We start from the raw sequence: 14193 nt of genomic DNA on the forward strand, positions 1-14193 counted from the left end.
CATCTCCTTGGCTCATAAAACGCTAATTTCTAATCCCCCTGCCCCCTGCTCCCTGCTCCCTGCCCCCTGCCCAAACGAAGCAAGGCATCTCACAAAATCGCATCGCTCCCTATCCCAAGGGGCTTTTACATCGTTTATCTAACTCTTGTAAAATTTCGTGCAATCGGTTATCAATAACACCCAGAAAAGGGGGAAATTCTCAATGTTTAGATTTGGATTTATCGTTGCCTAATCATTCATATTTTCAGGGACGACTAACTAGCAATTGGTATGCTTTGTCAGTCTGATGTTTTAATGTTATAAAAAGATTCAATAATTACAGGACTTACGCAAAACCGAATGAAAGTAGCGGTAATTCATGAATTACCACTACGCAAGAATCAGGTTTTCAGTTACATCTTGCGTAAGTCCTAAATTAATTAAAGCTATTTTTAATTTTTAAGTTGATGAGCAACTTACCAGATTTCTGCGCTCATGGCTATCGAGTCGAACGAGAGCTAGGACAAAATCACGCAGGCGGTCGTGTAACCTACTTAGCTACGGACATACATACTGAGGTCTCTGTTGTTATCAAGCAGTTTCAGTTTGCTCAGTCTGGTTCTAATTGGTCAGACTACAAGGCATATGAAAAAGAAGCCGAGATACTCAAACAACTCCATCATCCTAATATTCCTCGTTACCTCGATTCATTTGAAACTCCTACTGGCTTTTGTCTAGTTCAGGAATATAAAAAAGCCCTTTCCTTAGCTAAACAACGATACTTCAATCCAGCAGAAGTTAAGCAAATCGCAATTGCTGTTTTACAGATTTTAGTATATTTACAACAGCGAAATCCCCCAGTAATTCATCGGGACATTAAACCCGAAAATATCCTGGTTAATCGTTTTGGACAAGAGATAAAAGTTTACTTAGTGGATTTTGGGTTTGCTCAAATCGGAGGAAGAGAACTAACCGCAAGTAGTGTCATCAAAGGCACGTTAGGCTTTATGCCACCCGAACAGTTATTCAATCGTCAACTGACAGAAGCGTCTGACCTTTACAGTCTGGGGATGACGCTGATTGCTTTGTTAACGCAGACAAAATCAAGCGATATTGGTCAATTAATTGATGAGAATTATCGCCTAAAAGTCAAGCAGCATTTACCTGGGTTAAACCACAAGTTTGTTGTCTGGTTAGAAAAGATGGTTTCTCCTCGGCTGGAAAATCGCTTTCCTAATGCTGCTATTGCTTTGGAAGCACTCATCCAAATTACTCAATTAAAAAATCAATCATTAACCACTGAGACAGCAGGACTGATAGTTGGCGTAATTGTTTTGCTGGGATTAGTGGGGATTCAAATCCCTCGATTTTTTAAATCTAGCCCCAGTCAAGTCATTGTTACTCCAACTCCAGAGTTAAAATCGGAGCCATCCCCTTCACAGCCAAAATCTTCCTCAGATTCCCAGCCTGTCCCTTTTTATATATCTTCTTTGGACAGTTCTTACCCATACCCTGATTGTGGGATGAAGGGAACATTTGAGGGAGAGTATCGGGTTCTTCCTGACTATGTAGAAGTAATTGTAAAAAAGGCAACTATTTATAATTATCTTCCTAACAAAAAATTCACTTATCTTCGTTCTCTTAATTTTTTTCTTTCCTATTATGGTTCACCTCAAAAATGGGAAAAGTTTCCTGATTCCAGGTTTAATATATTGCAAAAAAACCGTCTCAATTATGGAGAGTCTTATTCATTTACAAATATTCGGTTTGTGATTCCAAAATCAACTTCCACAGAACTCTCAATATTGCAGATGAGTTTTGGAATAGAGTTTGGGTTAGAGCGTTATGGTTTGTGCTATGTAACTTATCGCCCCAATTGGCGGTAATACCAAATCCAGATTTCGGATCGCTTTTTTCAGCGACCTGCTGATTAGAGAATGTTTGACAAGTCGGGAAGGATGTAAAAAAGCTCTCTCGGTATAAGCTGCACAGTTGGAAATAAGTCTTGGCTTGAGTTAACTGGCAAAGTTTGGGATTCTACTAACGAGACTTCAACATTTTTGAGGAAGAAATCAGCCTCAAACCTTTGCAGGGTCAGGGAAATACACCAAATGCCCAAAAACTGCTGAAATCCAGATATACCAACAAACCAATCAAAACAATGTAAAATTCCCTTGGGATATACGTTCGAGGCTATTTTATCGGTTTTTTTTGCCTAATACCATTTCTTTATGAGACTGCGCTTAATTTTATAACCTTGTCTTTTTCTTCTCTGTGTCCTCTGCGTCTCTGTGGTATGGCTAACGCCACGCTTCGCGAACGTTCCTCTTTGAATTTGGCGCATCTTTAATACAGAATTGGTATAAGTCCGAATGGCAGGTGACTCTTGACAGTCTCAAAGGTTTTTTAGTGTTTAGGTTTTTTAAATGGCTAACGCCGTGCGTTAGCAGTACAATTGGTGTCCTAAGCACCTTGGCTATTGCAATATATGTTAAATTATGGCTCTATATTTATAAGTAGAATTATTTATGTTTAACCTCTAACCGGCATCTGGGAGTTTAAAACATACGGATAAATGCAATTTTGGTCAAGAACTATAGATAGAATGAACAGAGTTAGCCTTAATATCTAATCGCCAGAACCTATACAACTCATGGATTTTGCTAATATTGCATCCCAGTTAAATGCTGGAACGATTTTACCAGAGGGGATTGTAATTATCACCCTCTTAGGGGTTTTGATTGTTGATTTGATTTTGGGGCGTACATCTTCACGCTGGATTGGATATCTAGCGATCGCAGGTTTACTGACTGCAATTGTCGCCCTATACTTCCAATGGGATGCTACCAATCCTATCGGCTTTACTGGTAGCTTTAATGGAGACGACCTCAGTATTATCTTTCGCGGTATCATTGCTCTGTCTGCCGTTGTGACAATATTGATGTCAATTCGCTACATTGAGCAGAGTGGCACTGCGTTAGCCGAATTCATCGCCATTTTGATGACTGCGACTTTGGGAGGAATGTTTTTATCAGGTGCTAGTGAATTAGTGATGATTTTCATCTCCCTAGAAACCCTGAGTATTTCCTCTTATTTGTTGACAGGTTATACCAAGCGTGACCCTCGCTCCAATGAAGCGGCGCTGAAATATCTGTTAATTGGAGCTTCCAGTACAGCAGTATTTTTGTACGGTGTCTCACTGCTGTATGGTTTATCCGGTGGACAAACAGAACTGAGTGCGATCGCTAATGGTATCGCTGCCGCTAACGTCAGTCAATCTTTAGGTTTAGTAATTGCCCTCGTTTTCGTCATTGCAGGTATTGGTTTCAAAATCTCCGCTGCACCCTTCCACCAGTGGACACCAGACGTTTATGAAGGCGCTCCCACCCCAGTAATCGCCTTTTTATCTGTCGGTTCCAAAGCAGCAGGTTTTGCCCTCGCTATCCGCTTATTGACGGTAGTTTTCCCCCTCGTCGCTGACGAATGGAGGTTTGTTTTCACCGCCCTTGCTGTGCTGAGTATGGTTTTAGGTAACGTCGTTGCTCTAGCCCAAACCAGCATGAAACGGATGTTAGCTTATTCATCCATTGCCCAAGCAGGTTTTGTGATGATTGGCTTAATTGCTGGGACTGATGCCGGATATTCCAGTATGATATTTTACCTACTGGTTTACCTGTTTATGAACCTGTGCGGCTTTACTTGCGTGATTCTGTTCTCTTTGCGGACAGGAACCGACCAAATAGCTGAATACTCAGGTTTGTATCAAAAAGACCCACTTCTAACTTTAGGATTAAGCATCTCTCTCTTATCCTTGGGTGGTATTCCCCCACTAGCAGGGTTTTTTGGGAAGATTTACCTATTCTGGGCAGGTTGGCAAGCCGGTCTTTACTGGTTAGTCTTGCTGGGCTTAGTTACCAGCGTTGTTTCCATCTACTACTACATTCGTGTAGTGAAGATGATGGTAGTCAAAGAACCCCAAGAAATGTCCGACGTGGTCAAAAATTATCCCCAAATCAGTTGGAATTTACCTGGATTTAGACCTTTACAAGTGGGTTTGATAGCAACTTTAATCGCTACTACCGTAGCGGGTATTTTGTCAAATCCGTTGTTTACCTTAGCAAATAATTCAGTTGCCAATACTCCCATATTGCAAGCTGAAAAAATTGCGAGTACTCAAGCAAGTGCAATTATCACTGAACAAGCAGAGTAATTCTCGGTAATAGGTAATAGGTAATTGATATAGCAGGTGACAGGGAACAGGTGACAGGTAACAGTCTGAAAAGTCTTTTGGTGTCTAGGTTTTATAATCAGTTGGTGTCCTAACCGCCCTGTCTGTTGCTATATTTTCAATTACCTATAGCCTAAGGGACTTGCGAATAAAAAAATACCCCATTGCTTTTAGGGTAGGGAAAAAAGTTGTTTTGATTCTGTGAAATTGGAAAATTTATTTTTTGGTGTTCTCTAAGAAAATGCTAAGAGCGTAAGTCTACATATAGCTTGCTTTAAGCAATTGAAAATCTAAAATCTAAAATCTACACTTCGTCCAGGTGTTCTGCTAAAGAACTATATAAATTAATGATGTGACTGTCAGCCAAACTGTAATAAACATTTCGCCCTTCTCGACGATAGCTGACTAAACGCATGGCTTTTAATAATCTTAGTTGATGACAAACCGCTGATTCACTCATTTTCATCAACGCTGCTAAATCGCAAACGCACAATTCTTGGTTTGCTAAACCAGATAGTAGACGCAGACGGTTTGGATCTGCTAATACCCCAAAGATTTCTGCCATCTGCTGCGCTTTATCTGTAGGTAGGATTTGTGACTGAGTTAAGCGGACATTATCTAGATGTATCAAATGATTGTCACAAGTGGGCGTGGCATCAGCACTTTGTAGTAAATCGTTTTCTGATTTTGAAGTTCGCTTAGTCATCACTTTTTTGTTTGGCAGCAATGGTAATCAATATCAATATTAATGTTAACTAAAAATGTACCTCTTAAACAGTTGAACAGTTGTTCAACTATCGTATTATAATTACAGTTAACTTTGTAGCCTTTTTTGTAAAGCTGCTATGACTCAAACTCCCTCCATTAAAACTCAAGCTTTGCAGGTTGGTGGCATGGACTGCGGAAGCTGCGCTAAAACAATTGAAGTCAGCTTACAGCAATTACGTGGTGTGACAGAAGTATCTGTAAGCTTTGCGACAGAAAAAGTCAAAGTATCCTATGACCCACAGATAGTCACAGAGAAAACTATTTTTGACCGGATCAAAGCTTTAGGTTACATAGTTGAGCAGAGTCATGAAGCGGCTACCCATCACAGCCATTCCTGTTCTCACGACCACGATCATCACGTCGATGTGGCTTCTAATCAAAGCCTACAAACTATAATTGGCGGCATGGATTGTGGTAGTTGTGCTAAGACAGTTGAGGTTGGTTTGCAGGAGATAGCAGGTGTTTTGGAGGTATCAGTCAGCTTTGCCACCCAAAGAGCGGAAATATCCTATAACCCTCAGCAAATTAATGAAACGGCAATTTATAACCGGATTAAAGCTTTAGGTTATACAGTTGAGCAGAGTCATGAGGCTTCCACAAATCACAGTCATTTCCATTCTCATGACCACAAGCACCAACACCAACATCATCATCCAGTTCGCCAGCAGACTCAGAATACAGACCCGACAAACTGGCCGACAAATTGGAAGTTCTGGATTCACAACCGCCGGGGGTTGAGTGTAATTTTAGCAGGACTGGGTTTAGTTCTGGGTTTGATAACTCAGTATTTGGCGCTACCCATTTGGATTGTACGGGCTTTTTATGGCATTGGCATTATCGTAGCTGGATTTCCCATTGCACGAGCAGGTTTGATGGAGTTACGCCTGCGTCGTGCCGATATGAACTTGCTGATGACGATTTCGGTGATTGGTGCAGTAATTTTAGGAGACTGGTTTGAGGCGGCGTTGGTGATATTTCTATTTTCCTTGGGGACAACGCTGCAAATCTTCACCTTCAGTCGTACCCGCAATGCTATTAGTAACTTGATGAATTTGACTCCACCGACTGCAACCCTGAAGCGAGGTTCTCAGGAAGTAAGTGTGCGCGTTGAAGAAATTCAAGTTGGGGAAATTCTCACAATTCGTCCAGGACAGCGTGTTGCTTTAGATGGAGTGGTAGTATCGGGAAATTCAGCAATTGACCAATCGCCAATTACAGGAGAATCTATTCCTGAAGATAAAGAAATAGGCGATCGCGTTTTTGCGGGAACATTAAATCAAACTGGCTTTTTAGAAGTAAAAGTCACACATACTGCTGCTGACACAACAGTGGCGAAAATTGTTCACTTAGTGGAAGTTGCTCAATCAAGCCGCGCACCTTCCCAGCAATGGGTAGATAAGTTTGCCGGAGTTTACACACCCATTGTAATTGTGAGTGCGATCGCTCTGGCCTTAATTCCTCCCTTGGTATTTGGTCAATCCTTTAATGTTTGGCTTTATCGAGCGCTAGTTTTATTAGTAATTGCTTGTCCCTGTGCTTTGGTGATTTCTACCCCTGTTTCCATTGTCAGCGCTATTGGTGCAGCCACCCGTCAAGGTATACTATTCAAGGGTGGTAATAGCTTGGAAACTGCTGGAAAACTCACCAGTCTTGCTTTTGATAAAACGGGAACGCTGACCCAAGGTGTACCCGTAGTACTTCAGGTTAAGGAGTTGGGGGAAGCGAGTGCAACGCAGATATTATTAATCGCCGGTTCTTTGGAACAACAATCTGAACATCCTTTAGCTAAGGCGATAGTTGCAAAAGCCAGGGAGCAAGGAATAGAGTTAGAGAATCCCCAGAATTTTATAGCTTATCCTGGTAGAGGCATTGCCGCAAATTTTGGCGAAAAGCAGTATTTTGTGGGAAATCGGCGGTTATTTGTGGATCAAGGTATCACCTTATCACTAGCTGCGAAATCTCTTTTGGGTGAGATGGAAAATTGGGGACAAACTCCAGTTTTAGTCGGCAATAGCCAGGGTTTATTAGGTGTGATTTCCCTGGCTGATGGCTTGCGCTTGGAGGCTACAGAAGCTATGCGATTGTTGAAAAAGCAGGGATTGCAACATTTAGTCATGTTAACAGGCGATCGCACTCAGGTTGCCCAGCAAATTGCCCAACAGCTTGATATTAAAGAGTATAAAGCAGAACTGTTACCAGAAGATAAACTGCAAATAATTCAACAACTGCGACGTTCTGGGATTGTTGGCATGGTGGGTGATGGTATAAATGATACTCCTGCATTGGCGGCTGCGGATATCAGCTTTGCGGTAGGTGGAATAGATATGGCGTTGGAAACAGCTGATGTTGTACTAGTTAGTGGTGATTTAAGAAAACTCGCTACAGCTGTTGATTTGAGTCGCCGTACCGTCAAGATAATTCAACAAAATATTATCTTTTCATTGGTGACAAAAGCACTATTTTTACTTTTAGCCACATTCGGGTTTGTCGGTTTAGCAGTTGCAGTTTTAGCTGATACCGGCAGTTCCTTGTTGGTAACGGCGAATGGGATGCGGCTGTTTAAAGCTAAATTGCCTTAATGGGGCTTAAACAAAAAAGCTCGTTGCTTATCTAAAAGTGCTGAGAGAAACCCAGTTGCTCTAAGGCTTTGAGCAATCGACATTATTTTCTACCATTTCACGAAAAACCCCATACAAATCATTGGTTGTTATAGCAGGAGTCAGGAGTCAGGAGTCAGGAGTAAAACCCTCTTATAGTGGGAGTTTCATTATCAATTGATGTCCTAACCACCCTGTCCACGGCTATATATCAAGTCCGGCTAATTGCTTATCAAAAAACTCTCCGCGTCCCCGCGTCTCCGTGTCCTCTTCCGTGTCCCCGTGCAGTTCCATAAGAATAAGTATTAAACCAGACACAAGATTACTGATTCAGTAAAAAATTAAAGCTAGATGATACATATTATTTGTAATTGCTCTATACTGATAAAATTACGGTATTTCGATCAAGATACTGTGGTTTATGGAGTAAACCCTGATGAGCAAGTCACAAAATACAAAGCACTTAGGAAATTACTTAATTCTGAAAATGCAAGTTTATCTTGTAAGAATTTTGCAGACTATACAAATTTTATACCAACACATAATTCCCCGCTGGTTAAAAAACCGGAATATAGGCAGCTTTGTCAGTATTTTTCTTATAGGTACTGTTTTGAGTATAGCGATCGCTTCCTGCTCTGGAAATAGTTTCGCTACCAAAGGTGATGTAAAACTCAAGCTTGCGTCTTTCTCTGTCACCAAAGCTGCTCATGACCAAATAATCCCCAAATTTGTAGAAAAATGGAAGCAAGAGCATAACCAAAACGTCACAATTGAAGCGACTTATGGGGGTTCTGGCGCTCAAACGGCGGAAATTATTTCAGGTTCCCAAGAAGCAGATATAGTACATTTAGCACTGCCCTTAGATGTCATCAAAATTCAGCAAGCAGGTTTGATTAAATCAGGTTGGGAAATCAAATCTCCAAGAAGTGGTATTGTGAGCAGATCCGTTGCTGCAATTGTCACCCGCGAAGGCAACCCCAAAGGCATCAACAGTTGGGAAGACTTGGCAAAAGATGGCGTGAAAATAATTGCAGCTAACCCGAAAACTTCTGGTATTGCTATCTGGGAATTCTTGGCTTTCTGGGGTTCGGTGACTTTAACAGGTGGCGATGAAGCAACAGCATTAGATTATATCACCAAAGTTTATAAACATACTCCTGTGCTGACAAAAGATGCTCGTGAAGCCAGCGATTTATTTTTTCAACAGAATCAAGGAGATGTTTTAATTAACTACGAAAATGAGGTAATTTTAGCAGGAAAAAATGGAACTAAGTTACCTTATATTGTACCTCAAATTAATATTTCTATTGATAATCCTGTAACCGTAGTTGATAAAAATGTTGATAAACACGGTACGAGAAAAGTTGCCCAAGCATTTGTTGATTTTCTCTACTCAACAGAAGCTCAACGGGAATTTGCCAAATTACAGTATCGTCCTGTTAACCCCACCGTCACCCAAGAAGTAGCAGCACAGCAACCGCCAATTCAAACTTTATTTACCTCTCAAGATTTAGGTGGTTGGGAACTTATCCAGAAAAAGTTTTTTCAAGATGGGGCAATTTTTGACAAAGTTCAATCTGCTAATAAAGCATGATAGTTAATCCAGTATTTTCTATTTGCCAATATTCACTGAATATAAATTGATATTTTATGAGCTTCCATCGCCGATTTAAAGATAGCTTTTGCTTCACATCTTTAGTGGTTATTGCCAGTACCATCAGTGGTTGTAACAGTGGACAGGAATTGAAAAGTCAGGTAAGCATTGATGGTGCAGCCGTAGGTTTTCCCATTTCTTTAGCAGTTGCAGAAGAATACCAGAAAGTTAAATCCACAGCAAAAGTTAGCGTTGCTTCCAGTGGAACAGGTGGCGGTTTCAGTAAGTTTTGTAATGGTGATATTGATATTGTTGGTGCTTCTCGTACCATCAGAAATGAAGAAATCAAAAAATGTCAAAGTAAGAAGATTGAGTTTGTAGAGTTACCTATAGGTTTAGATGGTGTAGCTGTAATTGCAAATCGTAAAAACGACTTTGCTAAATGTCTAACTATTAAGGAGATGAAAACTATTTGGAGTGCTAAATCAGACGGAAAAATATTGAGTTGGGATCAAGTTAATCCTAAGTTTCCTAAGCTGCCATTGAAACTTTATGCTCCAGCTTCTGATACAGGAACGTTTGATTATTTAACTCAAGCTGTTACTGGCAAAGCCAAAAATGGGCGTACTGATTACACTCCTAGTCATAATCAAAATCTACTAGTGCAAGGTGTTTCTGGTGATGAATCAGCATTAGCCTATGTGGGCATATCTTACTACATTCAAAACCAAGAAAAACTCAATTTAGTGGCTATCGAAAATCTCAAAGGAGAATGTAAAAAACCAGTTCCCTTAGATAATGTCCTCAAAAATACTTATACACCTTTGTCTCGTCCCCTCTTTATTTATGTGAGCAAAATATCTTTAGATAATAAGCCAGCAGTCAAAGAATTTGTGGATTTTTATCTAGAAAATTCTTGGAAATGGGTAGATAGTGCTGGATATGTAGCCCTACCTGATGAAGCTTACGTCAAAGTCAAACAAAAATTTGCTGCTGGTGAAACTGGGACAAAGTTTCAAAAAGCTAAACCTGGTGAACCAATTACAAACTTTCTTTAGAAAAATATCCAATCAAAACTTCACTATTTATGCAAAATCACACTTCTCAAGATGATCATTATTTAATACCCAGACAATCACTAGATAAAAATATATCTGAAGATATATCAGAAAAGATTGTGGGAACGATTTTATTTGCTTGTGCTTTAGTTTCTGTTTTGACTACCTTTGGTATTGTCTTAATTATTTTTCAGGAGACATTTGGTTTTTTCCAAGAAGTTTCCTTTGCTCAATTCTTTCTTGATACTAAATGGACACCTCTATTTGCAGAGAGACATTTTGGCATTTGGCCTTTAATTAATGGTACTTTCTTGACTACAGCTATTGCCATGTTAGTTGCGATTCCTTTGGGTTTATGTTCTGCTATTTACTTAAGTGAATATGCTCAACCCAAAGTAGCAGCAGTGTTACGTCCAGCAGTAGAACTTTTAGCAGGGGTACCAACTGTAGTATATGGTTACTTTGCACTATTGTTTTTGACACCATTGCTGCGGCATATTATCCCTTTAGAAATATTCAATTCCTTGAGTGCGGGGGTAATGATGGGAATCATGATTACTCCTACCGTTGGCTCTATTAGCTTAGATGCTATTAAATCAGTTCCCCGGTCTTTGCGGGAAGGAGCTTATGCTTTAGGGATTACTAAACTGGAGACTATTTTTAAAGTAGTCTTACCAGCCGCACTTTCGGGAATTATCGCCTCGATTATTTTGGGTATTTCTCGTGCTGTAGGTGAAACAATGACTGTCCTTATCGCCGCCGGACTACAGCCAAAGCTGACTATTAGCTTTGCAGAATCAATAGCAACAATGACAGCTTACATGGCACAAATTTCTGGTGGAGATAGTCCGCGTGGAAGTCTCAATTTCAAGACTTTATATGCTGTAGGTGCAGTTTTGTTTGTGCTTACCCTATCTTTGAATATTGTTAGTTACTGGATTGCTAATCGTTATAAGGAAAAGTACGAGTAATAAGTATGGCTACTAGTTATCAAGAACAGGATTCATTTACATCTTCAGCAGAATTTACTGATAATGTTGACCAAAGGGAAAGCTTAGGAAAAGTATTTGAAGTAATTTTTTTAATCGGTTTGCTGATTGGGATATTTGTCCTAGCTTTGCTACTTTTTGATATTTTAGGAGACGGATTAGGTAGATTTTTGTCCCCAGGATTTCTCACAGAAACTCCTTCTCGTTTTCCAGACCAAGGTGGTATCCGTCCGGCTATTGTTAGCAGCATTCTATTGGGACTTGTTGTAATTTTTGTTACTGTTCCCATTGGTGTAGGAGCAGCTTTATATCTCGAAGAGTATGCTCCTAAAGCTTGGTGGACAGCAATTGTGGAGATTAATATCAGCAATCTAGCTGGTGTGCCTTCTATTGTTTATGGATTGCTCGGTTTAGGAGTTTTTAATTATTTGCTTGGGTTTGGGCCAGCTTTGATTTCTGGTGCGTTAACTTTATCTTTGCTGTCTTTACCAGTCATTATTGTCACCTCTAGAGAAGCAATTCGCGCCGTTCCAGATTCTCTGAGAAATGCTTCTTATGGCTTAGGTGTCACCAAATGGAAAACTATCAGTAATCATGTCATCCCCTATGCTATTCCCGGTATTTTAACAGGGGTGATTATTTCTGTATCCCGCGCTATTGGTGATGCAGCGTCTCTAATTGTGGTCGGTGCTGTGGGTTTTCTTACTTTTAATCCTGGTTTGTTTCAGCGATTTATGGCATTACCCATTCAAATTTACAGTTATATCACTCGTCCTGAACCGGGTTTTGCTAGTGCAGCCGCAGCGACAATTATTGCTTTGTTGCTGTTGATTTTAACTTTAAATGGTGTGGCAATTTATATTCGTCAACGCTTTTCAATCCGTTAATTTACAAGCATAAGAAAACGCAGATAAACGCAGATAAACACAGATGAATTGATAGTTATTAGGAGGCAGATATGGCATACAGTAATAGTAGAAATCAATCGGGTAATATCACAAGTAATCAGCAAATTAATACGGTGTTCAATGTTGAAGGGGTGAAAGTTTTTTATGGGGGATTTTTGGCACTTGTAGATGTGTATTTGCAAATCCCTGAAAAACAAATTATTGCTTTTATTGGTCCTTCAGGATGTGGAAAAAGTACCCTTTTACGTTGCTTCAACCGCATGAATGATTTAATTCCTGGAGCTAAAGTTGATGGAAGATTGAATTACCGCGATCGCAATATTTACGACCCTAAAATCAATTCTGTGAAATTACGCCGTCAAGTAGGAATGGTTTTTCAAAGACCAAATCCTTTTCCTAAGTCAATACATGAAAATATTGCTTTTGGTCCCCGTGCTAACGGTTATAAAGGCAATATTGATGAATTAGTGGAAGATTCCCTCAGACGCGCTGCTATTTGGAATGAAGTCAAAGACAAATTAAAAGAGAAGGGAACAGCTTTATCTGGTGGACAACAGCAACGGCTTTGCATTGCTCGTGCGATCGCTATGAAGCCAGATGTATTATTGATGGATGAACCATGCTCTGCTCTTGACCCAATTTCTAGCCGCCAAGTAGAAGAACTCTGCTTAGAACTCAAAGAGCAATACACCATCATCATGGTGACTCACAATATGCAGCAAGCTTCTAGAGTTGCAGATTTCACCGCTTTCTTCAATACAGAAATTGATGATTATGGCAAACGTCGTGGTAAATTAGTCGAGTTCAGTCCGACAACTCAAATGTTCAGTTCTCCTCAAACCAAAGAAGCTGAGGACTATATCAGCGGACGCTTCGGTTAAGGAAAATGGGGGGTAAAACAAGAGAGAAAAACCCGATTTAAAATCTAGGCTTGAAGCTTTTCTATTTCTGCTTTGATCATGTCATACATTGTCAAAGATTTAGTTGAGCTAAATGCTATTTTTGGCGGAGTTGTCCCCCCATTCAAGATATTAAGATTGACTATCAATCAGATATGATTAGACTCATTGGATTTAAAGGTGTAGTAAATACAAAATAAACTACACCAGATCCTAAAATCATAATCGCCAAACTGAAAAGAATTACCCAACGATCTGTAGGTTCATAAGTATCTTCCTCAATATGACGACGGACGGCAAAATAGTGTGTTGTGGAAAGCCAAACTGTCAGCAAACCCACTAGAGAAAATACTAAACCTAACTTCCATCCAGTACCTAGATGGGGTATCAGTGGTGTTTGAAAAACACGCAGACGCACGATCACGACACCAAAACCCAACAGAGCGATCGCTGTTCGCATCCAGGCTAGGTAAGTACGTTCATTTGCCAGGTGGTCACGGATACGCGACGGATTCTGTCTTCCTGGTTTTTTCTTATCTTCTTCTGTTGGTTTGAACTTTAACTGCATCGATAATACCCTTAACCCCAAGGAGCCTGTTTTCCCAAAAATCTCAAGACAATTACTGATTAGCTTCCAAAAAATTTGTTTCCAGTACGACAATCGCAGTGACTGAATATATTTTGTGTACTTATACATCTTTATCAAAAGTTATTTTAATGTAAATTTTTTCAGAACACAAGTATCAAAAGCTCGACGGCATTTTATACAAATTCTATGTGAGCTTCCGCTAAATTTACGTAAAGAATTTATAGATAATTTCTCTACATTTAGGAAGGAAGTACTTCTTCATTGAAACCCAATATTACAAATTTTACCTCTGCTTGTTGATTTTGATGTTCAAGCCCTAATTTATACTTTATACTTCCCAACCCATAGAATCAAATGATTTTTTTTGTCGAAAGCATAAAAATAAATGATTAACTTTTGAACAATATTTTGAAGAGGCAGTTAAAAATGGCAGAAATGAACCTAGATCAGCTACGCATCTTTATAGCTTTGGCGGAACACCTATTTACCCGTGCAGCAGAGGAACTTTATATTACTACAACCTGTGGTAAGTGCAGCGATTCAAAGCTGAGAGCAAGAATACGGTATCAAGTTTTTCCATCCCA

10 protein-coding genes and 1 pseudogene are annotated in these 14193 nt (G+C 39.8%); 9 read left to right on the top strand and 2 right to left on the bottom strand.

From position 1 onward, the window contains the following. Positions 1 to 446: 446 nt before the first annotated feature. Together H6G68_RS14165 and H6G68_RS14170 are read left to right on the top strand one after the other, a co-directional pair. Positions 447 to 1865 (top strand): serine/threonine protein kinase, encoded by a 1419-nt coding sequence (locus H6G68_RS14165; protein WP_190907220.1) that lies wholly within the window; start codon positions 447 to 449, stop codon positions 1863 to 1865. Between the two features lie 767 nt (positions 1866 to 2632). After that, positions 2633 to 4189, top strand: coding sequence for an NAD(P)H-quinone oxidoreductase subunit N (locus H6G68_RS14170; protein ID WP_190907221.1), 1557 nt, complete (start codon positions 2633 to 2635; stop codon positions 4187 to 4189). 322 nt (positions 4190 to 4511) lie between these two features. Here H6G68_RS14170 and H6G68_RS14175 read toward each other — a convergent pair whose 3' ends face one another. Next, positions 4512 to 4913 carry an ArsR/SmtB family transcription factor gene (locus H6G68_RS14175; RefSeq protein ID WP_190907222.1) on the bottom strand — a complete coding sequence of 134 codons (402 nt, stop codon included), beginning with the start codon at positions 4911 to 4913 and terminating at the stop codon, positions 4512 to 4514. 139 nt (positions 4914 to 5052) lie between these two features. Here H6G68_RS14175 and H6G68_RS14180 point away from each other — a divergent pair, with 139 nt between their 5' ends. From H6G68_RS14180 to pstB, 6 genes are all read left to right on the top strand, one after another. Next, on the top strand, positions 5053 to 7554 hold the full coding sequence (locus H6G68_RS14180) for a heavy metal translocating P-type ATPase (protein WP_190907223.1): 2502 nt from the start codon (positions 5053 to 5055) through the stop codon (positions 7552 to 7554). A 454-nt stretch (positions 7555 to 8008) separates the two neighbouring features. Then, positions 8009 to 9166 (top strand): sulfate ABC transporter substrate-binding protein, encoded by a 1158-nt coding sequence (locus H6G68_RS14185; RefSeq protein WP_190907224.1) that lies wholly within the window; start codon positions 8009 to 8011, stop codon positions 9164 to 9166. Positions 9167 to 9222: 56 nt separating this feature from the next. Next, the gene (locus tag H6G68_RS14190; RefSeq protein ID WP_190907225.1) at positions 9223 to 10224 is read left to right on the top strand and encodes a PstS family phosphate ABC transporter substrate-binding protein; all 1002 of its coding nucleotides are present in this window, start codon (positions 9223 to 9225) and stop codon (positions 10222 to 10224) included. A 29-nt stretch (positions 10225 to 10253) separates the two neighbouring features. After that, the gene (pstC, locus tag H6G68_RS14195) at positions 10254 to 11195 is read left to right on the top strand and encodes a phosphate ABC transporter permease subunit PstC (protein WP_190907226.1); all 942 of its coding nucleotides are present in this window, start codon (positions 10254 to 10256) and stop codon (positions 11193 to 11195) included. Between the two features lie 5 nt (positions 11196 to 11200). Beyond that, on the top strand, positions 11201 to 12100 hold the full coding sequence (gene pstA / locus H6G68_RS14200; protein ID WP_190907227.1) for a phosphate ABC transporter permease PstA: 900 nt from the start codon (positions 11201 to 11203) through the stop codon (positions 12098 to 12100). Positions 12101 to 12171: 71 nt separating this feature from the next. Beyond that, complete coding sequence (pstB, locus tag H6G68_RS14205; protein ID WP_190907228.1) at positions 12172 to 13002, top strand: phosphate ABC transporter ATP-binding protein PstB; 831 nt, start codon at positions 12172 to 12174, stop codon at positions 13000 to 13002. Between the two features lie 163 nt (positions 13003 to 13165). Here the strand turns inward: pstB and H6G68_RS14210 are convergent, their stop codons facing one another. Further along, the gene (locus tag H6G68_RS14210; protein ID WP_190907229.1) at positions 13166 to 13588 is read right to left on the bottom strand and encodes a YidH family protein; all 423 of its coding nucleotides are present in this window, start codon (positions 13586 to 13588) and stop codon (positions 13166 to 13168) included. A 447-nt stretch (positions 13589 to 14035) separates the two neighbouring features. Here H6G68_RS14210 and H6G68_RS14215 point away from each other — a divergent pair. Beyond that, positions 14036 to 14156 (top strand): annotated as a pseudogene (locus H6G68_RS14215) (LysR family transcriptional regulator); the annotation flags it as partial. Between the last annotated feature and the right edge of the window lie 37 nt (positions 14157 to 14193).

It is taken from the genome of Anabaena catenula FACHB-362, from assembly GCF_014698735.1.
Lineage (GTDB): Bacteria > Cyanobacteriota > Cyanobacteriia > Cyanobacteriales > Nostocaceae > Anabaena > Anabaena variabilis_A.